The organism is Hyphomicrobium sp. D-2 (assembly GCF_029872155.1).
Taxonomy (GTDB): Bacteria; Pseudomonadota; Alphaproteobacteria; order Rhizobiales; family Hyphomicrobiaceae; genus Hyphomicrobium_A.
On record NZ_JARXLA010000001.1, the window covers coordinates 331661 to 357147 of the forward strand.

Annotated in this window: 23 protein-coding genes; 9 read left to right on the forward strand and 14 right to left on the reverse strand. The window is 60.1% G+C overall.

The annotated features are described in order from the left end of the window. The first annotated feature begins 18 nt into the window (after positions 1–18). From QEZ49_RS01620 to QEZ49_RS01645, 6 genes are all read left to right on the forward strand, one after another. Positions 19–1716 carry a type II and III secretion system protein family protein gene (locus QEZ49_RS01620; protein WP_280383573.1) on the forward strand — a complete coding sequence of 566 codons (1698 nt, stop codon included), beginning with the start codon at positions 19–21 and terminating at the stop codon, positions 1714–1716. 21 nt (positions 1717–1737) lie between these two features. Beyond that, positions 1738–2475, forward strand: a complete 738-nt coding sequence (locus QEZ49_RS01625) for a CpaD family pilus assembly protein (protein ID WP_280383575.1) — start codon at positions 1738–1740, stop codon at positions 2473–2475. A gap of 34 nt (positions 2476–2509) precedes the next feature. Further along, complete coding sequence (locus tag QEZ49_RS01630; RefSeq protein WP_068465239.1) at positions 2510–3823, forward strand: AAA family ATPase; 1314 nt, start codon at positions 2510–2512, stop codon at positions 3821–3823. A gap of 10 nt (positions 3824–3833) precedes the next feature. Continuing rightward, positions 3834–5339 carry a CpaF family protein gene (locus tag QEZ49_RS01635; RefSeq protein WP_280383579.1) on the forward strand — a complete coding sequence of 502 codons (1506 nt, stop codon included), beginning with the start codon at positions 3834–3836 and terminating at the stop codon, positions 5337–5339. Beyond that, complete coding sequence (locus QEZ49_RS01640; protein ID WP_280383581.1) at positions 5332–6327, forward strand: type II secretion system F family protein; 996 nt, start codon at positions 5332–5334, stop codon at positions 6325–6327. The genes QEZ49_RS01635 and QEZ49_RS01640 overlap by 8 nt, the downstream gene beginning before the upstream one ends. Before the next feature lie 64 nt (positions 6328–6391). Continuing rightward, entirely contained in the window at positions 6392–7363 is a 972-nt protein-coding gene (locus tag QEZ49_RS01645; RefSeq protein WP_280383583.1) for a type II secretion system F family protein, read from the forward strand. A 236-nt stretch (positions 7364–7599) separates the two neighbouring features. On the opposite strand, the gene QEZ49_RS01650 is transcribed toward QEZ49_RS01645, so the two are convergent. Both QEZ49_RS01650 and QEZ49_RS01655 read right to left on the reverse strand, forming a co-directional pair. Beyond that, entirely contained in the window at positions 7600–8688 is a 1089-nt protein-coding gene (locus QEZ49_RS01650; protein WP_280383585.1) for a tetratricopeptide repeat protein, read from the reverse strand. A gap of 258 nt (positions 8689–8946) precedes the next feature. Continuing rightward, positions 8947–9612 carry a glutathione S-transferase family protein gene (locus QEZ49_RS01655; protein ID WP_280383587.1) on the reverse strand — a complete coding sequence of 222 codons (666 nt, stop codon included), beginning with the start codon at positions 9610–9612 and terminating at the stop codon, positions 8947–8949. A 109-nt stretch (positions 9613–9721) separates the two neighbouring features. Here QEZ49_RS01655 and QEZ49_RS01660 point away from each other — a divergent pair, with 109 nt between their 5' ends. Both QEZ49_RS01660 and QEZ49_RS01665 read left to right on the forward strand, forming a co-directional pair. Further along, a complete protein-coding gene (locus QEZ49_RS01660) occupies positions 9722–11182 on the forward strand; it encodes a leucyl aminopeptidase family protein (protein ID WP_280383588.1) in 1461 nt (486 codons plus the stop codon). Then, positions 11179–12102 carry an NlpC/P60 family protein gene (locus QEZ49_RS01665; RefSeq protein ID WP_280383590.1) on the forward strand — a complete coding sequence of 308 codons (924 nt, stop codon included), beginning with the start codon at positions 11179–11181 and terminating at the stop codon, positions 12100–12102. Before QEZ49_RS01660 ends, QEZ49_RS01665 begins: the two co-directional genes overlap by 4 nt. Positions 12103–12187: 85 nt before the next feature. Here the strand turns inward: QEZ49_RS01665 and QEZ49_RS01670 are convergent, their stop codons facing one another. From QEZ49_RS01670 to ychF, 3 genes are all read right to left on the reverse strand, one after another. After that, a complete protein-coding gene (locus QEZ49_RS01670; RefSeq protein ID WP_280383592.1) occupies positions 12188–12490 on the reverse strand; it encodes a hypothetical protein in 303 nt (100 codons plus the stop codon). 268 nt (positions 12491–12758) lie between these two features. Further along, the gene (locus tag QEZ49_RS01675) at positions 12759–12956 is read right to left on the reverse strand and encodes a hypothetical protein (RefSeq protein ID WP_246274729.1); all 198 of its coding nucleotides are present in this window, start codon (positions 12954–12956) and stop codon (positions 12759–12761) included. A gap of 137 nt (positions 12957–13093) precedes the next feature. After that, a complete protein-coding gene (gene ychF / locus QEZ49_RS01680) occupies positions 13094–14194 on the reverse strand; it encodes a redox-regulated ATPase YchF (RefSeq protein ID WP_280383598.1) in 1101 nt (366 codons plus the stop codon). A gap of 631 nt (positions 14195–14825) precedes the next feature. Here ychF and QEZ49_RS01685 point away from each other — a divergent pair. Next, complete coding sequence (locus tag QEZ49_RS01685; RefSeq protein WP_280383600.1) at positions 14826–16775, forward strand: acyl CoA:acetate/3-ketoacid CoA transferase; 1950 nt, start codon at positions 14826–14828, stop codon at positions 16773–16775. Positions 16776–16942: 167 nt separating this feature from the next. On the opposite strand, the gene QEZ49_RS01690 is transcribed toward QEZ49_RS01685, so the two are convergent. From QEZ49_RS01690 to QEZ49_RS01730, 9 genes are read right to left on the reverse strand one after another with little or no spacing between them, the layout of a single operon-like run. Then, positions 16943–18172 carry an acyl-CoA dehydrogenase family protein gene (locus QEZ49_RS01690; RefSeq protein WP_280383602.1) on the reverse strand — a complete coding sequence of 410 codons (1230 nt, stop codon included), beginning with the start codon at positions 18170–18172 and terminating at the stop codon, positions 16943–16945. Between the two features lie 21 nt (positions 18173–18193). After that, entirely contained in the window at positions 18194–18997 is an 804-nt protein-coding gene (locus QEZ49_RS01695) for an ABC transporter ATP-binding protein (protein WP_280383605.1), read from the reverse strand. 2 nt (positions 18998–18999) lie between these two features. Beyond that, complete coding sequence (locus tag QEZ49_RS01700; RefSeq protein WP_280383690.1) at positions 19000–20307, reverse strand: ABC transporter substrate-binding protein; 1308 nt, start codon at positions 20305–20307, stop codon at positions 19000–19002. A 57-nt stretch (positions 20308–20364) separates the two neighbouring features. Then, a complete protein-coding gene (locus QEZ49_RS01705; RefSeq protein WP_280383607.1) occupies positions 20365–20715 on the reverse strand; it encodes a hypothetical protein in 351 nt (116 codons plus the stop codon). Then, positions 20693–21718: an ABC transporter substrate-binding protein gene (locus QEZ49_RS01710; protein WP_280383609.1), complete on the reverse strand. Its 1026-nt coding sequence runs from the start codon at positions 21716–21718 to the stop codon at positions 20693–20695. Before QEZ49_RS01710 ends, QEZ49_RS01705 begins: the two co-directional genes overlap by 23 nt. Before the next feature lie 29 nt (positions 21719–21747). After that, entirely contained in the window at positions 21748–22809 is a 1062-nt protein-coding gene (locus tag QEZ49_RS01715; RefSeq protein ID WP_280383611.1) for a branched-chain amino acid ABC transporter permease, read from the reverse strand. Positions 22810–22821: 12 nt separating this feature from the next. Further along, positions 22822–23703: a branched-chain amino acid ABC transporter permease gene (locus tag QEZ49_RS01720; RefSeq protein ID WP_280383612.1), complete on the reverse strand. Its 882-nt coding sequence runs from the start codon at positions 23701–23703 to the stop codon at positions 22822–22824. A 14-nt stretch (positions 23704–23717) separates the two neighbouring features. Then, on the reverse strand, positions 23718–24515 hold the full coding sequence (locus QEZ49_RS01725) for an ABC transporter ATP-binding protein (RefSeq protein WP_280383614.1): 798 nt from the start codon (positions 24513–24515) through the stop codon (positions 23718–23720). Beyond that, complete coding sequence (locus tag QEZ49_RS01730) at positions 24512–25483, reverse strand: AMP-binding protein (protein WP_280383616.1); 972 nt, start codon at positions 25481–25483, stop codon at positions 24512–24514. Before QEZ49_RS01730 ends, QEZ49_RS01725 begins: the two co-directional genes overlap by 4 nt. Between the last annotated feature and the right edge of the window lie 4 nt (positions 25484–25487).

Below are 25487 nucleotides of genomic sequence, written 5' to 3' on the forward strand. Positions count from 1 at the left end.
TCGAGAAGGCTATCGATCATGCGAACGACCCTAAAGTGGGCGCGCGCCGCCATGGCTGCTGTGCTTTGCTTCGCCACTCCGCTTGGCGAGCTCAGCGCTGCTGACATGCAGGGCAGAAATCAGGGACAGGCTGGCAACGATTCCATTCTGCGAATCCCCGGCAACGCGGCTTTTCCGCTGACCAAGCAGATTGAGCTTGGCGTCGGCCGTTCGCTGGTGGTGCAGTTTCCCGTTCCGCTGAAAGACGTGCTGGTGTCCGATCCGGCGGTGGTTGATGCCGTCGTCCAATCCTCAGAGCGCGTGTTCCTGATCGCGAAGGGAACCGGCCAGACCAACGCATTCTTCTTTGACGAGTATGGGCAGCAGATCCTTACCCTCGAGGTGCGGATTGGCGCCGACCTGTCGTCACTCGATCAGCTGCTATCGCGCCTCATTCCGGGTTCGAATGTCCGCAGTGAAATGGCTGGCCGGGCGTTGGTGCTGACGGGCAGTGTCCGCTCACCCATCGATTCAAACCGTGCGGCCGAAATTGCTGCACAGTTTGCGCTCGCCAATGAAGACGTTGGCAGTGTCATTGGCTCCGGCCAATCTACGTCTGTGAATTCCAACACCAGCCTGAATGTCACCGGATTAAGCGGCAGCAACAATCCGTCCTCAGCCTTCCAGCGGATGAGCGACAGCCAATCCAACACATCCGGTAACGACCAGAAGCCATACGATCCTCGCCGCATCATCAACCTGATCTCGGTTGAGGGCGAAGAGCAGGTGATGCTGCGCGTCACCGTGGCCGAAGTGCAGCGCACGATCCTGAAGCAGTTCGGCATCAACGTCGGCGCGCTGGTCAACTCCGGCAACTTCTCAACTGCGGTGTTGAGCGCTAACGGCATGCCGGTAACGGGTGCAGCGTTGGGAACGCTGCCGGTGCCCGGCATCGGCACTATCGGCGATCTCGCCGGTCGTCTGGCAATGTACAACGCTGGCCCGATCAACGCCGCGTCGATGCCATTCGGCAACTCGGGTGTCGACATGGGCTGGTCCTCAGGCAATCAGGCCGTGAATGGCGCCTTGCGCGCCATGGAGCGCGACGGTCTGCTGCGCACGCTGGCTGAACCGAACCTGACGGCTGTCTCGGGTGAGCCGGCACAGTTCCTGGCGGGTGGTGAATATCCGATCCCGGTGGCCGACAACTTTGGTCAGGTGAGCGTCACCTTCAAGAAGTTCGGTATCGGTCTCGCCTTCACACCGGTTGTGATGTCGGAAGGGCGCATCAGCCTCAAGATTGAAACGGAAGTCAGCGAGCTGAGCAGTGAAGGCGCTGTGGTTATGTCTGGCCTGCAGATTCCGGCCCTGAAGACGCGTCAGGCAAACTCGACGGTGGAACTGCCCTCTGGCGGCTCGATCGCGATTGCCGGCCTGTTGTCGGAAAATACGCGCCAGAACATTGATGGCTTCCCGGGCCTGAAGGATGTGCCGATCCTGGGCACGCTGTTCCGCAGCCGCGATTATCAGCGGCAGGAAACCGAGCTCGTTGTGATTGTCACGCCCTACATGGTGCGTCCGGTTGCACGCCAGGAGCTTGCCCGCCCGGATGATGGTCTTGGCGATCCAACCGACCGCAAGGCCAACTTCCTCGGTCACATCAATCGCGTTTACGGCGGTGGCCGTCCTGCGCCTGCCGGCGATCTCAAGGGCGATTACGGCTTTATTGTCGAATAACGGATGGTCTGGAGACGTAGCATGACAACGACAAACGAAATGCGCGCTCGCGGATCAGGCTACCGTTCGCTGATCGCCAAGCTGCTTATCGCATCGGCGGCCGTATTGCCCGCCGCTGGCTGCAAAACGCTGGACGATCCAACGCGCGTTGCGGGCTGGACGCTGGTTGATGCTACGCAGCGTCATCCCATTCTTGTGTCGCAAGAGCCAACAACCCATCTGATACGGGTGGGTGATGGCGCGAACGGACTATCGCGGTCGCAGCGTGGCAAATTGATAGGCTTTGTAAACCATTATCGTGCGACCGATGCAGGTAATAGCCGTCTTGTTGTTTCCGTACCTAGCGGAGCGGCGAACGAAGTTGGCGTCATGCATGCGGTTGGAGAAATCCGTTCGCTGTTGACCGATCACGGTTTCAGCGAAGCCACGATTTCGGTGGAAGCCTACAATGCGGAAGGGACGGGAAGCCCGCCGATACGCGTTTCGTATCTGCGCTATATCGCCGAGCCGCCGCAGTGTGGCGACTGGTCGACGAACCTTGCCTATGAGCCGACGAATTTGCCGTACCCCAATCTGGGCTGCGCGCAGCAGCGCAATCTGGCGGTGATGGTGGCAAATCCGGCAGATCTGCTGGGGCCACGCAGCGAAACGGCGCGCTCGGGTGAACGGCGCGATCAGGTCTGGAACAAGTATGTTACCGGACGGCCGACCGGCGCCGCCAAGTCGATCGACGAACGCGTGAATATGGCCATCGATTGATGGCTAACGATTTCAGTTAAGGGTCGCCAGGAACATGTCTGAGCCAGCCAAGTCCATCTCTCACGACGATGATCATATCGGTGTCGGCGCGTCGCTGGCCGAGCTTGAGGATGGCTTTGTTCCCCAGGCGTCGGACCGGGCGCGACCCATTCCACGCATTTCGATTCAGGTGTTCTGCGAGAACGGCCCTACGGCCGATATCGTGCGCATCGCGGCCGAAGATCGGCGGCTCGCCAAGGCCCATGTGAATGTTCACATGGGCGGCATCGAGGCTGCTGTGATTCATTATCAGCAGAATCCGACGCCCAATCTCGTTGTTATTGAGAGCAGTCTGCCGCGTGATCACATGCTGGCGGAGCTCGATCGTCTGGCTGAGAATTGCGATCCCGGCACGAAGGTGATCGTGATCGGCCACATGAACGACATCACGCTTTACCGCGAATTGCTGAAGCGTGGCGTGAGTGAGTATCTGGTGGAGCCCGTGACGCCGCTGGATCTCATGGAGGCCGTCTCCAACATTTATAACAATCCCCAGACGGAGCCGGTTGGGCACGTGTATGCCTTCATCGGTGCCAAGGGTGGTGTCGGCTCATCCACGGTGTGTCACAACACGGCGTTCGCGCTTTCGGAAGCGCTGAAGGCTGACGTCGTGATCGCGGATATGGATCTGGCGTTCGGCACCACAGCGCTCGACTTCAATCAAGACCCGATGCAGGGCATCGCCGATGCGCTGATGAGCCCTGAGCGCCTCGATGAAGTGCTGCTGGATCGATTGCTGACGAAGTGCTCCGACCATCTGTCGATCTTCGCAGCGCCGGTGCTGCTCGATCGCGAGTACGATATTTCGGTCGATGGCTGCGATCAGGTGATCGACGTCGTGCGCCAGAACGTCCCCTACGTCGCTGTGGATTTGCCGCATACCTGGACGGGCTGGGTGAAAAGCGTGCTGCTGCAGGCGGATGAGGTTGTCATCACCGCCGTTCCCGATTTGGCGAACCTGCGCAACGCGAAAGGTATTATTGATCTGCTTTCGCAGTCGCGTCGCAACGATGCCAAGCCGCGACTGGTGATGAACATGACCAACATGCCGAAGCGGCCGGAGATCAGCGTCAAGGAGTTTGAAGCTGCGGTTGGCCTGAAGGCCATTAGCGTGATCGACTTCGATAGCGAAACTTTCGGTCAGGCCGCGAATAACGGCCAGATGATCGAGGAGCTGAATGCAAAGTCGCGTGCGGCGGTTGCATTCCGTGACATTGCGCTGGCAATCAGCAATCGACGGGATGTCCAGGCGAGCAAGAAGACATCCGGATTTGCGCCACTGCTGGAAAAACTGAAGTTGAAGCTGTAGGGAGCGGTAGATGTTCGGCAAGCGTACAGGCGATGCAACCACGCACCGCCCAGCCAAAACGGTTCCGGTGGCTCCGGTCGCCGAGGCGGCTGCTGCAACTGAAAGCTTGCCGGCGTCAAAGTCTCCTGTGCCGGCTGCGGGCGCATCGGCCGCCGCACGGCAGGCTGAAGCAAAACAGCAGCAGCAACAGCAGCGTCGGCACTCTGAAGAGTATTACGACGTCAAGACCACGGTTTTTAACGCGCTGATCGACACTATCGATCTGACGCAGCTCGCCAAGCTCGATGCTGCATCGGCGCGCGAAGAGATCCGCGACATCGTCAGCGAGATCATTCAGATCAAGAATGTCGTGATGTCGATTGCCGAGCAGGAGGAACTGCTCGAAGACATCTGCAACGACGTGCTCGGCTATGGTCCGCTTGAGCCGTTGCTGGCGCGCGATGATATCGCCGATATCATGGTCAATGGCGCCAACACGACGTACATCGAAGTCGACGGCAAAATGAAGCGCACTGGCGTGCGTTTTGCCGACAACATGCAGTTGATGAACATCTGTCAGCGCATCGTAAGCCAGGTTGGGCGACGGGTGGATGAGTCGAGCCCGATTTGCGACGCGCGACTTCCCGATGGCTCCCGCGTCAACGTCATTGCGCCCCCGCTTGCGATTGACGGTCCTGCGCTGACAATTCGTAAGTTCAAGCGCGACCGTCTTAAGCTTGATCAGCTTGCAAAGCTTGGCACCATCACGCCAGAAGGCAAAACGCTGCTTGAAATCATCGGGCGCGTTCGCTGCAATGTTCTGATTTCCGGAGGCACGGGTTCGGGAAAAACAACGCTTCTGAACTGTCTGACCGGCTCTATCGACCACGATGAACGCATCATCACATGCGAAGACTCTGCCGAGCTTCAGCTCCAGCAGCCGCACGTCGTGCGTCTTGAAACCCGGCCGCCTAACCTCGAGGGTGAGGGCGAGATCAAGATGCGCGATCTCGTACGTAACTGTCTGCGTATGCGTCCTGAACGCATTATCGTGGGCGAAGTCCGTGGTCCCGAGGCGTTCGATTTGCTGCAGGCGATGAACACCGGCCACGACGGTTCGATGGGAACGCTGCACGCCAACTCGCCGCGCGAAGCTTTGAGCCGTCTGGAATCGATGATCATGATGGGTGGCTTCCAGCTTCCCGTGCATACGATCCGCGAGATGATCACTGGCTCGATTGATGTGATCGTACAGACGTCGCGACTGCGTGATGGCACGCGTAAAGTTACGCACATCACTGAAGTGCTCGGCATGGAAGGCGATGTGGTTACGCTGCAGAACCTGCTTGTCTATGACATCACCGGCGAGGATGCGCACGGCAGGATTATCGGCCAGCACAGGTCGACCGGCATCGCCCGCCCGCGCTTCTGGGAACGCGCGCAGTATTACGGCGAGGAAGGCCGTCTAGCTGCGGCTCTTGCTGCGGCGGAGGTGCTCGATGAGCACGGCAATCCGCTGGGAGACAAGAATGTCTGACGCTGGAATGGCATCAACTGCCGCGGCGGCGCTGGCGGCAATAGCGGTGGCAGCGGCCGCGTACGCGGTTGTTTATCCCTATCTCGGCGATCGCAAGCAAGATGTCCGACGGCGCGGTGTCGTCGATGGCCGACGCGAGACGTTAACCGCGCTTGAGCAAACGGCGGCGACGCGACGCAAGTCAGTTTCTGACACGCTGAAGGAGATGGAGGAGCGGCAAAAGAAGGCCGAGCGCATTTCTCTGCGTCTCAGACTTCAGCGTGCGGGCTTCAATGTGACGACGCGCACCTTCTGGTTGGCCAGTGCGGCCACCGGGTTGGGACTGGCGGGGCTCACGACATTGCTGCTAAGCCCGGGCTTAACGCGCTCTGTGCTGGTGGTCGTGATTGGTATCATCGGTTTTGTCGGCGTTCCGCGCTGGTTCCTGAACAAGGCAACAGCGCGTCGGCAGTACAAGTTTATCAGCGAGCTACCGAACGCGATCGACATCGTGGTGCGCGGCATGAAATCAGGCCTGCCACTTAACGAGTGTCTGGCCATTATTGCGCGTGAAAGCGAAGAGCCGCTTGCGAGCGAGTTTCGCGAAGTGATCGAGCAGCAGCGTGTTGGCGTATCGCTGGGCGAAGCCCTGGATCGCCTGGCTCAACGCATGCCGTTGCCTGAGGTCAAGTTCCTTACGATTGTCGTTGCCATCCAGCAGCAAGCGGGTGGCAATCTGTCGGAGGCGCTAGGCAATCTCTCGCAAGTGCTGCGCGACCGTTTTCGTCTGCGTCTGAAGGTGAAGGCGCTGAGCGCCGAAGCAAAGGCTTCTGCGGCGGTGCTGGCATCTCTGCCGCCCATCGTCACCTTCATGCTCTACCTTCTGGCGACCGATTACATTGCTGTGCTGTTCACGACGCGAACGGGCAATTTCGCGCTGCTGGCATGTGGCATCTGGATGCTGATGGGCGTTTTGATGATGCGCCGTATGATCAACTTCAAGTTCTAGCGATCGCATTTCGCACTGCTATCGCGGTAAGCACTATACGTGAGTACTATAAGAGGCCTCGGCCATGGACTTTATCGACACATTCACCGATCCGACGTTTCTCATCACCATGCTGGCGGCGATCTGCGCCTTCGCAACGGTGCTGACGATCGCCATGCCGCTGCTGGCGCAGGATCGCATGAACCATCGTATGCGTACGATGGCTATCGAGCGCGACAAGATGCGTGCTGAGCGCCTCGCGGAGATTGCTGCGCGCGAGCGGCATGGGCGTTTGCGCCGTTCGCCAGCGGGGTTCATGAACGAAATCGTCAACAAGCTAAACCTGCGCAAGCTGTTTGACACTGAAGATCTGCGTGAACGTCTTAAGCGTGCTGGCCTGCGCGGGCAGGGCCCGCTGGTGGCGTTTATGTTCTTTCGCGTGGTGGCGCCGGTAATCGTTTTCGCCTTGGCGATGTTCTATCTGTTCGTGCTGAACGATTTCAGTTATCCGCCGATCATCAAGTTTGCGATGGCGCTTGGTGCGGGCATTCTGGGCTCCTACGCTCCGAACGTTTTTATCGAGAACCTCATCCAGAAGCGGATGCAGTCCATCAAGGTTGCTTTCCCCGACGCGCTCGACATGCTGCTGATCTGCGTGCAGTCGGGTATGTCTGTTGAAGCTGCGTTCGGCAAAGTTTCAAAGGAAGTCGCATCTCAATCGCTGGAGCTTGCAGAGGAGCTAAGCCTGACGACGGCCGAGCTTTCCTATTTGCAGGATCGACGGATGGCGTTTGATAATCTCGGCAAGAGAACCGGTATTCCGGGCGTTAAGGCAGTGACGACGGCTCTGATTCAGGCGGAGCGTTATGGTACGCCCGTAGGTCAGGCATTGCGCGTGATGGCCAAGGAAAATCGCGACATTCGGCAGGCGGATGCAGAAAAGAAGGCTGCTGCGCTGCCGCCGAAGCTAACTGTGCCGATGATCATCTTCTTCATTCCGGTGCTGTTCGTGATCATTCTGTTTCCGGCGGCCATCGGCTATTATCAGTGGTCGTGATCCCACAAGAAACTGAGAGGGCGACGGCGGCTAAAAAACGCCGCGAGCGCGTGAGTGCACGCTGATAGTTCTGCGAGGCGGAGCTTCATGCCAACGGCATGCCGGGCAGTTAGGGTTTCACTGACCCAATCAATCAAAGGCTTCAGCAAATAGAATGGGTCCATTCTGTCGCCAGAATGGACCCGTTCTTTGTTTAGGTGCACGAACGGTGCATGCCGCATTCCGGCACGGCGCGCTCAGTGCTCGATGGTGGCCCAGCCGTTGCTGTCATTCTCGACGCGAAACTGAGCGGCCATTTCGGAAACGGACATGACTGGCTGTGCGCGGCTCGGCGCTGGAGGCGCACTTGCGACGCGCGGCATTGGGCTATCGACGACCCAGCCGGTGTCACCCTTTGCGTGCAGATCCTGCGGCGGCTGATTGGCGGCGTGCGTAACCTGCGTCACGCGTGCCGCCGGTGCAGCAGGAGCGGGCGGCGCGGCAGCAAACTGCGTGCCCGTGCTCCAGGGTGAGTTATCAGGTGCGGAGCCAGGAGCCGCAGGCATGGGCTTGGGTTCGAGCATTACCACCTGCCGCAGGTATTCGGCGTTTTCGGCCGCCTTGTTCACAGGCATGTCGCGCGCGGCGACGACCTGCGCTTCCTCGTACTTGCCCTGCAGGCCGAGCACGAGCGCGAGGTTCTGCCGGATCTTCGGTGAGCCTGCATCGCTGGCTGCCGCCTGACGCAGCATGCCTTCGGCGCGGTCGGAATCGCCGTTCATGGCGTGGGCGAGGGCCAGATTGCTCATGACGGAAGGCTGGTCAGGAGCAAACGTCAGGGCGCGCTCGAAGTAGGGGATCGCGCCGGTATAGTCGCCTTCCTTAGCGAGCACGGCACCGCGTGCGGAAATCACACGCCAGTCCGGATTGGATGGATCGTCGGCGATGGCCAGCACTTGCTTAGCCACCTTCACCTGGTCCAGTTCAAGCGCAAGCCGGCCGTATTCGCTGGCCAGATCGCGATTCTGTCCGTGGTAGAGCGACACTTGCTGGAGGACCGCCATAGCGCGGCGCTTTTCGTTCATGGCCTTCAGGTTGCGCGCGTAGCTCAGCGCCGACTTCAGATCGCGCGGGTTCTCGGCGTAGGCCTTGGCCCAGTAGTTCGTCGCCTTTAGCAACTCGCCGTCGATGCCGGGCTGGGCGGTGGCGCCTTGCTGCGCCTGTTGCTGCGGCCGCTGTTGCTGCTGGGACTGAGCGTCGGAACTGGCTGTTGAGAGCAGGCCGCCGGAGTTTTGCAGCGTCTGGCCACAGGCGCCCAGCATGAGGGAGGCGGTGAGGGCAGCCATGGTGCCACCCTGCCGGAGCCTGCGCGCTGCCAAAGTATGCCTGTGCGAAGCGAACGCCATTGTCGTCTCCCTGAACTCTGTCGAGCGGCACCGGGGAACGGGCCCCATGCGAATCACCGCTTCTTGAGCGTCAGGTTGTGAGACACTTCTCAATAAACGATTAAGCCTCGCTAACCGGGGGTTAAAACTGGATGCAGCGGGCGTTGTGGCAGCAGGTGCGGAGAAGAGGTTTGAGCCGCTATGCCAGGCTATTGTCTGTTAGCTAGCTGCTGCAACTTCGGCTCTGGCGCCATCGAGCCAGCGCTGCATTTCTGGCATGGCGAAGATCGCATCGATGTAGGCCGCCGCCGTGCCGTCGTCGCCGAACCGCTTGAGGTCCGGCAAATAGGTGCGAAAGCGCGATGCGACCGGCGCGAACATCGCGTCTGCGGCGGTAAAAGAGCCGAATAGAAACGGCCCGGCCTTTGCGGCATCGGTGGCCCGGCACTGGCGCCACAGCGCAACGATGCGGCGGACGTCGTTCTCCACTGCCTCCGGCACCGGATCGAGCGGCGCTGATGCCAGCACATCCATGGGGCAGACGCTGCGCAATTCCTTGAAACCGGAGTGCATTTCGGCTGCGGCGCAGCGGGCCAGGGCCCGGTCCTTGCGGTCAGAGGGCCATAGCCTTGCTTCCGGATGCGCGTCGGCCAGATACTCCATGATGGCGAGGCTGTCCCAGACCAGAGTATCCCCATCAATCAGCAGCGGAACGAAGCCGGAGGGGCTATAGCGCAGGATGGCGGCCTTGGTTTCCGGCTGCCGCAATGGAATACTGATCTCATCGAACGGCAGACTCGACGCCTGCATCGCGAGCCACGGGCGCAAGCTCCAGCTCGACCATGTTTTGTTGCCTATCACCAGCTGATATCGATTTGTGGCCATGGTCTTGCCTTGCCCTGCGTGATCCTGTCTTGTTCCCCGCGCAAGCCTGCCCGAGCGGAGCTATTCATGCCCGATCGGCACGCCGCTTGCCAGCAGCGAGCGAATATACATGAGCGACGAAAGCATAAAATTCGACACGTCCGCCATCGATGAAATTCTGGTCGAGGGCGGGCAGGACGGGACCGACATTCCGATCTGGGCGGTGGCGAAGGATACCAGCCTGGATGCGCTTCCGCTGCTGCCCGCGCAACGCGCATGGGCAGAGGCGATGAACTTCAAGGGCAGCGCGAAGCAGCACGCTCTGCTGCCGGACGCTGACGGCCGCATCGCGGCGGTGCTGTTCGGCATGGGCGACGACGCTGCGGGCGAGCCGAGCGGTTCATCGGAACTGCTGTTCGGCAAGCTGGCCCAGTCGCTGCCGGCTGGCAGCTATCACCTTGCCGCCGCACCGCGCGATCCGACACTTGCGGCCATTGCGTGGGGGCTGGGCGCTTACCGGTTCAACCGCTATCGCTCGTCGGCGCGCAAGAACAACGGCGATGGCGCATCACGCGCGGCATGCCTGCGTTTGCCCAAGGGCGCCGATCGCGACGCGGCGCTCAACACCATTGAGGCGGTGCGGCTCGGCCGCGATCTCATCAATACTCCGGCATCGGATCTTGGTCCGGCCGAGATTGAAGCCGCAGCCCGCGCGCTGGCTGCGCGCCATGGCGCGAACATTTCGGTCATCGTCGGCGATGAACTGCTGGAAAAGAACTTCCCGATGATCCATGCGGTCGGTCGCGCAAGTCCGCGTGCACCGCGTCTGATCGATTTGACGTGGGGCCGCGAGGGCGCGCGCACCGTCACGCTGGTCGGCAAGGGCATCACGTTCGACACCGGCGGCCTCGATGTGAAGCCCGCCAGCGCCATGCTGCTGATGAAGAAGGACATGGGCGGCTCGGCAGCCGCGCTGACGCTGGCCCATATGATCATGGGGCAGAAGCTGGACGTACGGTTGCGCGTGCTCATCCCCACGGCGGAGAACAGCATCTCCGGCGATGCGTTCCGCCCCGGTGACGTGCTGACATCGCGGGCCGGCACCACGGTGGAGATCGGCAACACCGATGCTGAGGGCCGTCTCGTGCTGGCTGACGCTATCGCGCTGGCCGACGAAGACGCACCGCAAGGTCTTTATGTGTTTGCAACGCTGACCGGTGCCGCCCGCGTTGCGCTGGGGCCAGACCTGCCGGCAATGTTCACCGACGACGACGCGTTCGCGGCCGAGATGGTGGCAACCTCGGCGGCGATCGGTGATCCTGTCTGGCGGCTGCCGCTTTGGGCCGGCTATGACAGCAAGCTTGAAAGTCCCGTCGCTGATATGAACAATGTCTGGGAATCGCCGTTTGCCGGTTCCATCACCGCGGCGCTGTTCCTGAAGCGTTTTGCCAAGCGTGCGCAGCGTTTTGCGCATTTCGATCTGTTCGGATGGCGCCCGGTCGCCAACGCGTTGGGTCCGCGTGGCGGCGAACCACAGACAGCACGCGCTGTCTGCGCCGTTATCGCCAAAGAGCTGGAGCTGATCGCATGAGCGCAGGCGCAGAGCAAAAAAAATCCGGTTCCGGTGGAGCTGCGGCGCCGCTCGATCCGCGTCGCAACGCCTTCCGCCCTGATCTTGCAGCCGAAACGCTCTATGGCCGGGTCAGCGCGCCGAGTTACGCCGAGGCGGTTCCTGCGCAGATCGTGCGGTCGTCCGTGCCGCTGCGCATCAGCCCTTCCCCCTCAAACGGCTTTGAAACCGAGGCACTGTTCGGTGAGAAGGTCGCGGTTTACGAAAACCGCGATGGCTGGTCGTGGATACAGCTCGCGCGCGATCGCTACGTCGGTTACGTGCCAACTGAGGCGCTGTCGCCGGATGTGCAACCGGTGACGCACAAGGTTCGCTCGCTCGGCACGTTCGTTTATCCGGTGCCCGACATCAAATCGCCGCCGATCATGCATCTCAGCATGAATGCGGGGCTGAACATTGCCGAGGGCGACGACCGCTTCATGATGTTGAGCGGCGGCGGATTTGTCGTGACGCGGCACGTCGCGGAGATCAATCGTTTCCAGCCCGATTTTGTCGAGGTGGCGGAGCGTTTCATCGGCACGCCGTACCTGTGGGGCGGGCGCACGCGCATGGGCATCGACTGCTCCGGACTGGTGCAAGTGGCGCTGGAAGCGTGCGGTTTTAAAGCTCCGCGCGATACCGATATGCAGCAAGCTGAGCTTGGCACCGAAGTGGAAATCTCCGATGTGCTGAACGGTCTGCAGCGTGGCGATCTCATTTACTGGAAGGGCCACGTCGGCATCATGGCCGACAGCATCACGCTGGTGCATGCCAACGCCCACCACATGCAGGTGGCAGCCGAAACGCTGCCGGAAGCCATTGAGCGCATTGCCAAGCTTGGCGCACAGATCGCAGCCGTCAAACGCATGCCGGGATTATCAGCGGCACGCGCTAACGCCTAAGGCGCAATAAAAAGGGACGCCTGCACAGCGCGGCGTCCCTGATCAGCCCTGGTGACAGGGTGGCATTGCAGTCAGGCGGAGCCGCTTACCACTTGAGGCTGCGGAGCGTTTCCTGACACGAACGGCGCCACTGCTTCCTGGTCATATGCGTGCCGCGATCCCAGATCTGGACGCACTCGGCCATGCGCTGGGCGTAGGTCGGCTCCTGATTGATGCTGCCGGTGGTGACGGATGTACTCTCGCCGGTAGCGTCGGCTGCTGCGACAGCGCTGGCTTTGCCGTCCGCCTTCGTTGTGGCTTTCGACTGAGCCGTTGCTGCTGGAATATGCGTGTCAGCAAAGGCCGCTGTACCAATCGGCGCTAACGCAAGCGTGGCAGCGAGCAGCAATGCGCCCCTAGCGGGAGCACTCCATGCCCGGTTGCGCGGGCGAGGATGCCGGTGCTGATTAAAAGCGGATCTGGTTATTTGGTCGGCCATGGGAAAATTGTGATCCCTTTGTGGGCGGAATAATGTCGTTTTCAGTAGAACGGCCTTCAATCGTACGCCGACAGACAAAATGATTGAAAGCCGTGTGTTTCCTGCAGAGCAAGCCGGGAGAACGCTGTTCGTAGATTGCTGCGTGCAGCCCAGCGTGCCTGTCAGGTCATGCTCTCGGTCAGGTCATGCGCGGGCCCTGTAGTCGGTCGAGAGTGGCTTCAATCCGGCGCCAGTTGCGGGCTTCGGCGAGATTGCCCTCGTCCTCATAAGCTCGCGCTTTCTGTGCAGCTAATGCACGTGCGCTCTCGCCTTTGGCTTCGCGTAATCTGCGTGCTGTCTCATGAATATCCATCGCCTGCATGTCGAAATCCTCCATGTGTGCGATTGCCCGCGCGATTGACGGGCGTGGAGGTCATATAGGCGCGCACAGACGCGCCGCCAATGGCCGGAAGTCCGCTTCCTGACAATTGGTGCGCGTCTGTCTGAAATTTGAATGGAAGTGCGGCGCTGAACTCAGTTCGCGAAACGGAAATGCATCACGTCGCCATCCTTGACGACGTATTCCTTGCCTTCCAGACGCATCTTGCCGGCTTCCTTCGCACCCACTTCGCCGCCCAGAGTGACGTAATCGTCATAGGCGATGGTTTCGGCGCGGATGAAGCCCTTCTCGAAATCGGTGTGGATCACGCCAGCCGCCTGTGGTGCCTTGGTGCCGCGATTGATCGTCCAGGCGCGTGCTTCCTTAGGGCCGACAGTGAAATAGGTGACGAGATCGAGCAGGCTGTAACCCGCGCGGATGAGGCGGTTGAGACCAGCTTCCGGCAGGCCGAGCTCCTTCAGGAATTCGGTACGATCTTCCGGCGAAAGGCTGGAGAATTCGGCTTCGATCTTGGCGGAGATGACAACGCAGCCCGCGCCTTCCTCGGCCGCGCGCTTGGCAACGACCTCTGAAAAGCTGTTGCCGTCGGCGGCGGAGCCTTCATCGACGTTGCAGACGTACAGCACCGGCTTGGATGTCAGCAGCTGCAACCCATCCATGATCGGCTGCTCTTCGGCAGTGATTGCAGCCACGCGTGCGGGCTTGCCTTCGCGCAGAACTTCCAGAGCCTTGTCGATGACGGACAGCTGCGCCTTGGCTTCCTTGTCGTTGCCGGTCTTGGCTTTCTTCTCAATGTTGGTGCGGCGCTTCTCAAGGCTTTCGAGGTCGGCCAGCATCAGCTCGGTTTCAACCACCTCGGCATCTGCCAGCGGATCGATGCGGTTTTCAACGTGGGTGATGTCGTCGTCCTCAAAGCAGCGCAACACATAGGCCACCGCATCCACTTCGCGGATGTGACCAAGAAACTGGTTGCCGAGGCCTTCGCCCTTCGATGCGCCGCGTACCAGACCGGCGATGTCAACGAAGGTGAGACGGGTTGGCAGGATCTGCTTTGAGCCTGCGATCGCCGCCAGCTTGTCCAGACGCTCGTCCGGCACGCCGACTTCACCGACGTTCGGCTCGATGGTGCAGAACGGATAGTTGGCAGCTTCCGCCGCCGCCGTCTGCGTCAAGGCGTTGAAGAGGGTGGACTTGCCGACGTTCGGTAGCCCCACGATGCCGCATTTGAAGCCCATAGATGCCTCTGCCTTGGGTGCTGCCGAGAGCACGATTGAACGGATGGCTACAGCCGTTTTGGGATTACACCAAAAGCGGAACGGCTTTAGCGTTTTACAGGGTGATGGGCGCCGGAGAATGCCGGGCCCGTTTGCCGCATGCCTAAGCGGTTGCGGGCCTAATGTGAAGCCCGCCGTTGCCGCATGCGCTCAAATGGGTGGGGCAGATAACGACAATCGGGCAGTTTTAAAACTATCCATGCGGATGGGGCTGAATTGGCGTCGTGATTTCGATCAGTTTTCGGCCTCGTCATCCGAGGCGGAACAACGCATCCAAACTGGTTTTACGGGTGCGGCTTATGCGTCGTCCACACCAGACGTGTGCGGAATTGTTTGTGCGTCGCGGCATGAACAAACGCAGCAAATCGTTGATCGGATTGAATCCGCTTAGGTGTACATCGCAGGTTTGATGTGCATTTGCTGCGTCGCAAGAGAGTTGCACCGCGCATGGGACATCTATCGCCGTTGCAGGCGTCGAAAGCTGCGTCTAGTTTTGTAGGTCTAAAAAATTCAGATCCTGAAAAGGATGTGCAGTGGCTCCCACAGCCAGCACGTCCTTCAAGGGGCCGCGCACGGGGAACACACCTCTGACATGAAGAACAAGGTCATCACGGCCGATCAGGCCATCGCACTCATCAACGATGGGGACGTCGTTTGCACCACAGGCTTCGTGCAGAGCTGCATTCCCGAGCTGCTGCACGCTGCGCTGGAGCAGCGGTACGTCGATACGCAATCGCCCAAGGACCTCACGCTCATCATGTGCGCCGGTGCTGGCGACAGTAAGGGCCTGGGTACCGGACGCCTCCACCATGAGGGGCTGCTCTCGCGTGTCATCGCTGCGAACTTTGGCAGAATGCCGAAGGTTGCGGAAGCTGCACAAAAGAACAAGATCCAGGGCTATAACCTGCCCCAGGGCATCATCTCCAAGCTTTACCGTTCGTGCGCTGCTGGCTCGCCCGGTCTGTTCTCCAAGGTTGGCCTGCACACCTATGTCGATCCGCGTCTGGGCGGCGGCAAGGTCAACGAGGTGACGACGGAAGATATCGTCAAGCGCCTGGAAATCGATGGCGAGGAATGGCTGTTCTATAAGGCCACGCCGATCAACGTCGCGCTCATCCGCGCCACCAGCGCCGATCCCTCCGGCAACCTCAGCATGGAGAAAGAGGCGCTGACGCTGGACTGCCTTGCGCAGGCCATGGCCGCGCACAACAACGGCGGCATCGTCATTGCCCAGGTTGAACGCGTCGTTGCCCACGGCTCGCTGAAGCCGAAGGATGTGCGCGTGCCGGGCATTCTTGTCGACTGCGTCGTGGTGGCCGATCCGCCTGAGATGCACCGCATGAACTACGGCGTGCAGTACAATCCGGCGCTGTCGGGCGCCATCCGCGTGCCGGTTGATCACATGCCGCGCATGGCGCTGGACGAGCGCAAGATCATTGCTCGTCGCGCTGCGTTCGAGCTGCCGCTGAACGGTGCAATCAACCTCGGCGTCGGTGCACCCGATGGCGTTGCATCTATCGCGGCTGAAGAGCAGGTGACGCCTTACCTGACGATGACGACGGAAGCCGGTGCGATCGGCGGTGTGTTGGCAGGCGGATCGAGCTTCGGCTCATCGGCCAATGCCGACAGCGTGATCGATCAGAACACCATGTTCGACTTCTATCACGGCGGTGGCCTGGATCTCACCTGCCTCGGCGTGGCCGAAGTTGACGAGCATGGCAACGTCAACACCTCGCGCTTCGGTGGCCGTCTCAACGGCTGCGGCGGCTTCATTGACATCTCGCAGAACTCGCGCGCGGTGGTGTTTGCGGGCACGTTCACAGCCGGCGGCCTGAAGATTGCCGTCGAGGATGGCAAGCTGAAGATCGTGCAGGAAGGACGCGCGCGTAAGTTCGTGAAGGCGGTTGAGCAGATCACCTTCAGCGGCACCTACGCAGCCAAGAAATCGCAGCCGGTGATTTACGTTACCGAGCGCTGCGTGTTCCAGCTTACGCCGGATGGCCTGGAGCTGATCGAAGTGGCGCCGGGCGTCGATATCGATCGTGATATCCTTGCGCATATGGACTTCGCGCCGATCATCAATCGTCGTCCGATGTTGATGGACGAACGCATCTTCCGCGAAGACCCGATGGGTCTGATGGATGAGCTGACCAACCTCAACCTGTGCGAGCGCGTTTCGTATGATCCGCAGCGCAACATCCTGTTCCTCAATCTTGAGGGCTGGAGCGTGCGCAAGAAGGCCGATGTTGCCGATCTGCAGAAGGTGCTGGTCGAGGCATGCGAGAAGGCCGGGCGTCGGGTCAACTCGGTTGTCAATCATGATGGCTGCCGGATCGCGGAAGACCTCTACGAGGCCTACGCCGATATGATCCAGCACATGATGAAGCATCACTATCAGTCGACAGCGCGCTATTCGACCAGCTCGTTCATGCGCCTGAAGATGCAGGAGGCGCTGTCGAAGCGCGGTCTGCGTCCGCATATCTTCGAGAGCGCAGAGGAAGCACATGCGGCTGTCGAGTCCGCGCGAGCTGCTGCCGAATAACATCGGCAATATGTTGCGATGAATATGAAAGCGGCGGAGCAGGTAACTGCTCCGCCGCTTTTGTCACTGGACGTACGGTGCTGCGCCGCCATCCGGCGCCGTGCGTTGATGGGGCCTGTAACGAGACAAGTTGCCGGAAGATGTCGTGGCGTGGAAACGTCCGCAGCCTAGGCAACGCCGATACGCCATTGATACGGCGGCAGCGTATCGTTGACGGCGTAATCGCCGATGACCCGCTCCTTGAACACGCGCGGATTATGCGACGTCAACGTACGCGCATTGCGCCAGAAGCGGTCGAGCGCCAGATCCTTGAAGGTCGCTGAAGCGCCGAGTGCGTCGAATGCAATGGTCGTTGCATCCAGAATCAGCGTGCTGATGACGCTGAGCGCCTGACTGATTTCAAGTTCAGCGATCGCGTTGATGGCATCTTCGCGCTCCGGCTGATCCTGGAAGCGCACATCATAGGCGCGCTGCAAAGCTTCGGCGCCTTTCTCGACGATGATTGACGACACGTACGCAGAACTGCGCAGCTTGCCCACGACCTGCAAGATTTGCGGATCGTTGCGGGCAAGAACCGCGTTGGCGTTGCTAAAGTTGCGACGCCGTTCGCGCACGGCACGGGCGATATCATTGGTGAGGCGCCGCCCGATGCCGGCCAGCGCCGCCAGATGAAAGAGCTGGAAGAAACCGGTTGCGTAGCGGAAGCCATCGTCGGCAAGCGTGACGTCACCGTTTTCGACCAGAGCATTGGTGAACCGCGCTGTGCCGCTGGCGGTCAGCTTCTGGCCAAACCCGTTCCAGTCGTCATCGATCTCGACGCCAGCTACATCGCGGCGCACGACAGCTGAAACAAGCACACCGTCATCGTTGGTTGATCCAACGTCGATCCAGTCGGAGAACAGCGCGCCGGTCGTGTAGAATTTGGTGCCGTTCAAGCGGTAGGCATCATTTTCGCGGCTTACCGTTGTGGCGAACAATGCCTGCGGTGCATCGCCGGGCTCTGTCCATGCCGGTCCGACGAACGCACCTTCGCGTCCGATGCGATTGAGCCAACGCTCGCGGAAAGCCTCATCGCGCGAGTTGAGGACGTTTTCGACAAAGCCCGCGTGACCGCGAATGATCTGCACCAGATTGAGTTCGGCTTCCGCCAGTTCGACCAGCAGGCTGAAGTATTCCGGCAGGGATACACCGCTGCCACCATGCGACTGCGGCACGCGCAGGCCCGCAAAGCCCGCCTCGCGTAGCGCTGAAATCTCCTCAAAAGGCAGACGTCGCTCGGTGTCACGCAGGGCTGCGTCCTGGGCGATGTCGCGAAAGAGATGCCGGAAATTTTCAGCGACGGAATCATAACGGGCGCTGGGCGGCGTGCCCCAGGCCTGTTCAGAGGGGGAGGTCATCGTGTGCAGCTCCGAGGTGCTTTATTGTTTCTTGCCCAGGTAGGCTTCCTGCAGCGCGCTGTTGTTGCGCAACTCGTGCGCGCTGCCATGCAGCGCCAGCCGGCCGCTTTCGAGCACGTAGCCATAATGGGCATGCTGTAGCGCAACCGGAATGTTCTGCTCCGCGATGAGGAAGCTCACGCCTTCGGATCGATTGAGATGATCCACGATTTCGAAGATTTCCTGCACGATCAGCGGGGCGAGGCCCATTGATGGTTCATCCAGCAGGACCAGTTTTGGCGCTGTCATCAGTGCGCGGCCTATTGCCAGCATCTGCTGTTCGCCGCCGGACGTGTAACCGGCCTTCACCTTGCGCTTCTGGCGCAGACGAGGGAACCATTCGTAGATGCGTTCCAGTCCGGCTTGCAGATCTTTGCCGCTGATACGGCGCACGTATGCGCCGCTGTGCAGGTTCTCTTCAACGGTGAGATGCGAGAACACGTGGCGGCCTTCAAGCACATGCACGATGCCATCACGCACCAGGCGGTTTGCAGGCACGCCTGCGGTTGATTGGCCGCGGAAGCGAACGCCTCCGCGGGTCACCCGTGCGCGATCAGCCTGCAACAGTCCAGAGATAGCTTTCAGCGTTGTACTTTTGCCAGCGCCGTTGGCACCCAACAGAGCGATTACACCGTTGGACGGAACCTCAAGCGAGATGCCGCTGACAGCGAGGATCGCATCTTCGTAGACGACCTCAATATCGTCGACGTGCAATAGGGCCTGCTGACCGCGCGATCCGGTGGGCAGTAAATCAATCGCGCGGTGTACCTCGCTGAAAGCCGTCATGCTCACTGCTCCTTGCTGCAGTCGCGCGGAGTAATGCCTTTCTCCTTGGCGTAGGCTGCAGACTTGGCCTTGATGAGGGGCCAAAGCAGTTCCCTGTCGGCGTGGACCCAGTCACTGACTAGGTTCCATTTGGTGCCGTCCCACTGCTGAACTTTTGCAGCCCCGCCGCCTTCGTGATCGGCGCACGACAGCTTCAGATTTTGCAGCAGACCGTAAAAGCCGTTTTCCTTCAGGCGTGCATCGTCGATGTTGAGGTTTTCAAGCCCCCACTGGCCTTCTTCGCCGGTGATCGGACGATTGCCGAACTTCTTTTGCGCCTGACGTACGGCCTCAACACCGATCACGGCATCGACAAGACCGGAATTGTAATAGACGCTGCCGAAGTTCTTGGTGTCGCGCAGATCGCTTTTGCCGGTATCGATGATGTACTGCTTAAGCCGCTTGTGAATCTCGAAGTTGGCGCCGGCGGGATATGGCGTCAGAGCCAGATAGCCTTTCGCCGCATCGCCGGCAGGCAGCACGTCTTCTTCCGAACTGGCCCACACATCACCGATGATGCGGTTCGCGGGAATGCCAAAGCGCTGCGCGGTCTTGATCGCGACCGGCGTTGAAACACCCCAGGTGCGGATGAACACCCAATCCGGTTTGATCTGACGGATCTGGCGCCACTGCGCCGACTGCTCGCTGCCGGGATCGGCGAACGGAATCTGTATGTCTTCGAAGCCATACTTGTCGGACAACAGTTTCAGCGGCTCGATGGTTTCGCGGCCGTAAGCGGAGTCGTGATAGAGCGTGACGATCTTTTTGCCCTTGAGCTTGTCGAGGCCGCCTTCCTGCTGGGCGATGTAATTGATGAGCACGGAAGCTTCACTGTAGAACGTCAGCACGACTGGAAAGATGTAAGGGAATACAGTTCCGTCGGCGGCTTCGGTGCGTCCATAGGCCAGCGTCACCTGAGGGATCTTGTCCTGCAGCGCGCGGTCGGAAAGCGCGTAAGCAGCCGGTGCACCGTTCGGAAAATATGACGGCACAGGAGCGCCGTTCAGGCCGAATTTGTTGCGCTCATAGCATTCGACGCCCTTTTCGGCGGTCCATTCGGTCTCGCATTCCTGCCACACAATCTGGACGCCGTTGATGCCGCCTTCGACCTCGTTGAGATAGCGATAGTAGTCGATGCGGCCAGCCCAAATCTGCACACCCGCAGGCGCATAGGCGCCGATGCGATAGCTGGCGATGGGAAGAAACTGCTTGTCAGAGTCAGGGCCGGGCCGGGTCGTCCAGCGCGTTGGCGCTGGACAGAACGGTGGCACTGATGGCGAGGGTAGAAGCAATCGCCAGGGCCTTGAGTGAATTCAAACGCATGTGTCTTATTCCTCGGACTTGGGATTGCGGGGCGTGATGCCATGCTCTTTGGCGTAGGCAGCGGACTTGGCTTCGATCAGTGGGCGCAGCAATTCGTGATCCGCTTTGATCCAGTCGGTCTGCAGCACCCACTTCTCGCCGTCCCACTGCTGAATGCGAGCAGCGCCGCCGCCTTCGTGGTCATATGGCGTGATGTTCAATGGCTGCAGCAGCCCGTGGAAGCCGATCTCCTTCAGGCGTGCATCGTCGACGACGAGATGCTCGAATGCCCAGCGACCTTCTTCGCCATTGAGTGCGCGCGCGCCGAACTTCTTGTAACCGGCACGCAATGCCTCAACCGCGAGCACGGCGTTCACTAGGCCGATGTTGTAATTGACCGCGCCGAAGTACTTCGTGGTCGCGCAGATCGCTCTTGCCTGCATCGAGGATGTGCTTCTTGAGACGATCATGGATCTCGAAACCGGTGCCGCCCGGATAGGGTGCCAACGCCTGATATCCCTTTGCGGCATCGCCAGCGGGGATGACGTCAGATTCCGATCCCGCCCACACGTCGCCAATGATGCGATCAGCCGGGAAGCCGAAGCGCTGCGCCGTCTTGATGGCAACGACGGTCGACACGCCCCAAGTGCGCAGGAATATCCAATCGGGTTTCAGTTCGCGAACGCGGCGCCACTGCGGTGACTGCTCGTTGCCCGGATCGGCAACGGGGATCTGGATGTTTTCGAAGCCGTACTTCTCGGCGAGCAGTTCGACAGCGGGCTGCGTCGCACGACCGTAAGCAGAGTCGTGATAGACGGTGACGATCTTCTTGCCCTTCAGCTTGTCGAGGCCGCCTTCCTTCTGCGCAATGTAGTTGATGCCGGTGGAAGCCTGGCTGTAGTAACTGAACAGCAGCGGGAACGCGTAGGGAAACACAGTGCCGTCAATCGATTCCGTGCGCCCGCCAGCAGGGTCGATCAGCGGAATCTTGTCAGCCGCGGCCTTCTCGATCAGAGCGTAGGTTGCGGGTGTGCCATGGGTGAAGAAGAACGCCAGCGGTGAGCCGTTCTTGCCGTTCTTGACGCGCTCGTAGACTTCAACCGTACGGTCCGGGCTCCATTCGGTTTCGAATTCTTCGAAGTTGATTTTGATGCCGTCGATGCCGCCTTCAACTTCATTGATGTAGCGGAAGTAGTCGATCGTCCCGGCCCACCAGAGCGAGCCGCTCGATGCGTACGGGCCGACACGATAGGTCGGCAAGGGGATGTACTGCTCGGTGGCGCTGGCGGTCGAAATGGCTGCGCCGGCAACCATGCCCAGACTGACGGTGGCGAATACCGCGCCATGCAGCATCCGGGAGGCGAACGATCTACGTGACATTTGAGCTCCTCAAAAACGAACTGTGATGGCTAGAAACGCAGTGGCCAGATTGAGAGCCGGCTGCGCCAACTGGAGATCAGGCGCGCCATGCCGTCCGGTTCCTTGATGAGGAACCAGATGATGAGCGCGCCGAAGATGGCTTTCTGAATGTTTTGCAGCAGGCCAGCGTCGACGCGACCGGCAAACAGCGTCTGCGCGATGACGTCGAGAGCGAGCGGCAGCAGACTGATGAATGCCGCGCCGATGAAGCAGCCGCTGATGCTGCCTAAGCCGCCGATGATGATGATGAACAGGATCTGGAATGAGCGACTGAGACCGAAGCTCTGCACGCCTGCGGATCCGAGGTATGCGAATGTCCAGAGCGCGCCAGCAACGCCGAGATAGAATGAGCTGATCGCAAACGCGAGAATCTTGCTGTGATTGATGCGAATGCCGGCGACAGCGGCGGCGGTATCCATGTCGCGCACCGCCATCCAGTTGCGTCCGGTCTGGCTGCGCACAAGATTGAGCGCGACCCAGGTCAGCACCGCAACAACTGTCAGCACGAGATAATATTTGCCCAGCGAGTTGTTCAGGTTGATGCCGAACGTATCAAGTCGGGGCGCTGAGATGGTGGCGGACGAGCTATAATTGTAAAACCACGGCACCTTCAGAAACAGCCACTCCAGAAAGAACTGCGCGGCGAGGCTTGTTACCATCAGGTAGAAGCCCTTGATCTTGGCGCTCGGCAATCCGAACAGGAATCCGACCAGTGCTGCGATCAGGCCGCCCAGAAAAAGCGCGATGGGAAATGTGAGCTGAAGGTGCAGCAGAAAGGCGTACGTTGCGAATGCGCCGACGGCCATGAAGCCGCCGGAGCCCAACGATGTCTGGCCCGCATAGCCGGTCAGAATGTTCAGGCCGATACCGGCGAGCGACAGAATGAGAAACGGTACAACAATGGCGTTGAGCCAGTATTCGTTGCCGAATGTCGGTAGCGCGAGATATGCGCCGGCAAGCAGCAGCCACAACCAGTACTGCCCACTTTTACGTTCACGAACGACGATTGGCTGCGAGATGTTCCGGTCAAGCGTCAGCGTGGTGTCGGTCATTATCGCCTCCCCCTAAACGCGCTGAATCGTGCGCTCACCAAATATTCCGGTGGGGCGGATGAACAGGAACAGCAGGGCGAGGAAGTATGCGAACCACGACGTGATGCCGCCGCCGATGTAGGGCCCGATGTATGCCTCGGCCAGATTTTCGGATGCGCCGACGATAAGGCCGCCAATGATTGCACCGAAGATCGACGTAAAGCCGCCAATGATCAGCACCGGAAGCGCCTTCAGCACAACGAGCGAGAGAGAAAACTGAACGCCTTGACGTGCGCCCCACAGCAAACCGGCGACGAGACCGGTGATGCCGGCGACGGTCCACACGATCTGCCAGATGCGATTGAGGTTGATGCCAACGGACAGCGCGGCGCGCGTGTCATCAGCCACCGCACGGAGCGAAATGCCGATGCGCGTTCTGTCGAATATCAAGGCTAGAATCGCGACCAGTGCGATAGCGGTGATGGCGGCGACAAGGTCGAACTGGCTGATAAGAAGATCGCCGACAAAGATAGGCAGATCGGGAATGCCGATATCAAGCGCGTGAACATTGGCGCCCATGGCACCCTGCGCCACGCCCTCCACGACGTAGGAAAGGCCAAGCGTGGCCATGAACAGCGTCATGGCGCTTCTGTTGGTAAGCGGTCGCAACACCCACCATTCGATCAAAACGGCCATGATCGCGATGGCAGCGATGGTGGGTATCAGCGCAAGTGCGAAGGGTATTCCGGCTTCAAGCAGCGTCACAAATAGCAGCGCGGAAAAGAGCAGGATCGACCCTTGCGCGAAGTTGAAAACGCCGCTGGCCTTGTAAATCAGCACAAAACCGATCGCGACCAGTGAATACATGGTGCCGGCAAGCAGCCCGCCGATCAATGTTTCGAGAAACAGTGTCACGTTGGCGATCCGATTTAATGGGTTGCGCCGAGGTAGGCGGCGATGACTGCAGGATTTGCACGAACCTCAGCAGGCGTGCCGTCACCGACCTTGCGGCCGTAGTCGAGCACCACCACGTGGTCGGAGAGATTCATGATGACGCTGACATCGTGCTCGATGAGGACGATGGTGATGCCCAGGTGCTGGTTGATGTCTTTGATGAACGCTGCCATCTCAGCCTTCTCCTGTGCATTCATGCCGGCCATCGGCTCATCAAGGAGAAGAAGAGTTGGGTCCGAAACAAGCGCGCGGCCAAGTTCGACGCGCTTCTGCACGCCGTAGGCAAGGCTGCCGACAGGCGTGTGCCGGTGCGCTCTGAGATCGAGAAATTCCAGTACGGATTCGCTGCGTCGCGTGAAGTCAGCTTCTTCCCTGCGGGCGCGCGGCAGACGTAGCGCGTGTTCGATGAAGTTGGTGCGGGAGTGACGCGACAACCCGGTCATGATGTTGTCACGCACGCTCATTTTCTTGAACAGCGCGTTGTTCTGGAATGTGCGACCGATGCCGCGACGGGCAGCATCAAGCGGTTTAAGCCTTCGGAATGTCTCATTGCCGTACTGAATCTCACCGGAGTCAGGCGTGTAAACTCCGTTGACGACGTTAAGCAGCGAGCTTTTTCCGGCACCGTTAGGGCCAATCAGTGCGCATATCTCGCGACGCCGGACATTAAACGACAGGTCGGTGATCGCCTTGATGCCTTGAAAGGATAGCGAGATGTTTCGCACCCGAAGGATCGCATCCTGATCGCCAGCACCCGCAGAATTGGCAGTCATGTCGGGTCACTCGCGATTGACGGCAGAGCGTTTGGCGACGGTGACAGACCAACATGTCTTGTCTGGATTACATCGGAAGGCAGACCGTTCAGACGCGCGATGCGCTTGCCGATCCACGCGGTGAGCGGATTGGCGGAGCTGCGCAATCCGACATCGGCGATCGTGCGCAACCATGTGCCGGGCGGATATAGGCGGGCGTTTAATTCAGCCTGAATGCGCCGTTTGCGGGCGTTGGAAGCGATGATGCGAGCAGGCTGCAGTTCAAATCGGTCGCGGGTGGCGGAGAGTGACGTCTCGGGCGCGGCTAGCACGTTCCCGGTTTCGAGCCAGGCGCTGATAACGTCTGCCAGACCGTCATTCCATTCTGTGCCCTCATCAACCCATATTCCGGCTTGCGGCTGAAGCGGCCGGGACTTGGTCCGGGCGCGAGACTGATGGTTCGCTGGTTCCGCTAGCGTTGCCAGGTCATGTGGCAGTTGCTGAACGTTCCAGGTGGGATGAAGCCCTGTCGCAGTATGCGCCGAAAACAGCGGAACTGGCGTGCGTTGGCCGTTGCGAACGGACAGCCATGTCGCGAGTGTTTTGCGATCTGGAACGTAGGCGTGCGTGATGCTTATGCTTTGCAGTAGCGCTTCAAGGGCGGCTTTATCGGAGTAACGGTCAATCGGAATGACGGTAGCGCCGTTGGTATGCGCGGCAAGTGCGACCAGAAGCAGTTGCGCATCGAGTTGCCCGCTGACAGCGAAGCGCGCACCGTCTGCGACGCCCCGCCGTGCCAGCGCACCGCGCAAATCGGCGACACGCTTGGCGACGGCTTGCCACGTATAGGCGTGCCAGACAGATTTCTTATGCAGCAGCGCCCAAGCGCGCGGCTTTTCAGTTGCCCACTTCTCAATAAGGTCCAGCGATCGCGCAGTAATGCGTGCTCGTGCAACCGAGTCGGCGCGATAAGCTAATGCATGTGTCATGGCG

What these genes read in the sequence shown, in the direction of transcription:
- QEZ49_RS01635 (WP_280383579.1), top strand. Translation starts at nt 3,834, where the DNA reads ATGTTCGGCAAGCGTACAGGCGATGCAACCACGCACCGCCCAGCCAAA.
- QEZ49_RS01660 (WP_280383588.1), top strand. Translation starts at nt 9,722, where the DNA reads ATGAGCGACGAAAGCATAAAATTCGACACGTCCGCCATCGATGAAATT.
- QEZ49_RS01675 (WP_246274729.1), bottom strand. Translation starts at nt 12,956, where the DNA reads ATGGAGGATTTCGACATGCAGGCGATGGATATTCATGAGACAGCACGC.
- QEZ49_RS01640 (WP_280383581.1), top strand. Translation starts at nt 5,332, where the DNA reads ATGTCTGACGCTGGAATGGCATCAACTGCCGCGGCGGCGCTGGCGGCA.
- QEZ49_RS01715 (WP_280383611.1), bottom strand. Translation starts at nt 22,809, where the DNA reads ATGACCGACACCACGCTGACGCTTGACCGGAACATCTCGCAGCCAATC.
- QEZ49_RS01630 (WP_068465239.1), top strand. Translation starts at nt 2,510, where the DNA reads ATGTCTGAGCCAGCCAAGTCCATCTCTCACGACGATGATCATATCGGT.
- QEZ49_RS01650 (WP_280383585.1), bottom strand. Translation starts at nt 8,688, where the DNA reads ATGGCTGCCCTCACCGCCTCCCTCATGCTGGGCGCCTGTGGCCAGACG.
- QEZ49_RS01695 (WP_280383605.1), bottom strand. Translation starts at nt 18,997, where the DNA reads ATGACGGCTTTCAGCGAGGTACACCGCGCGATTGATTTACTGCCCACC.
- ychF (WP_280383598.1), bottom strand. Translation starts at nt 14,194, where the DNA reads ATGGGCTTCAAATGCGGCATCGTGGGGCTACCGAACGTCGGCAAGTCC.
- QEZ49_RS01710 (WP_280383609.1), bottom strand. Translation starts at nt 21,718, where the DNA reads ATGTCACGTAGATCGTTCGCCTCCCGGATGCTGCATGGCGCGGTATTC.
- QEZ49_RS01625 (WP_280383575.1), top strand. Translation starts at nt 1,738, where the DNA reads ATGACAACGACAAACGAAATGCGCGCTCGCGGATCAGGCTACCGTTCG.
- QEZ49_RS01690 (WP_280383602.1), bottom strand. Translation starts at nt 18,172, where the DNA reads ATGACCTCCCCCTCTGAACAGGCCTGGGGCACGCCGCCCAGCGCCCGT.
- QEZ49_RS01655 (WP_280383587.1), bottom strand. Translation starts at nt 9,612, where the DNA reads ATGGCCACAAATCGATATCAGCTGGTGATAGGCAACAAAACATGGTCG.
- QEZ49_RS01685 (WP_280383600.1), top strand. Translation starts at nt 14,826, where the DNA reads ATGAAGAACAAGGTCATCACGGCCGATCAGGCCATCGCACTCATCAAC.
- QEZ49_RS01645 (WP_280383583.1), top strand. Translation starts at nt 6,392, where the DNA reads ATGGACTTTATCGACACATTCACCGATCCGACGTTTCTCATCACCATG.
- QEZ49_RS01665 (WP_280383590.1), top strand. Translation starts at nt 11,179, where the DNA reads ATGAGCGCAGGCGCAGAGCAAAAAAAATCCGGTTCCGGTGGAGCTGCG.
- QEZ49_RS01725 (WP_280383614.1), bottom strand. Translation starts at nt 24,515, where the DNA reads ATGACTGCCAATTCTGCGGGTGCTGGCGATCAGGATGCGATCCTTCGG.
- QEZ49_RS01730 (WP_280383616.1), bottom strand. Translation starts at nt 25,483, where the DNA reads ATGACACATGCATTAGCTTATCGCGCCGACTCGGTTGCACGAGCACGC.
- QEZ49_RS01620 (WP_280383573.1), top strand. Translation starts at nt 19, where the DNA reads ATGCGAACGACCCTAAAGTGGGCGCGCGCCGCCATGGCTGCTGTGCTT.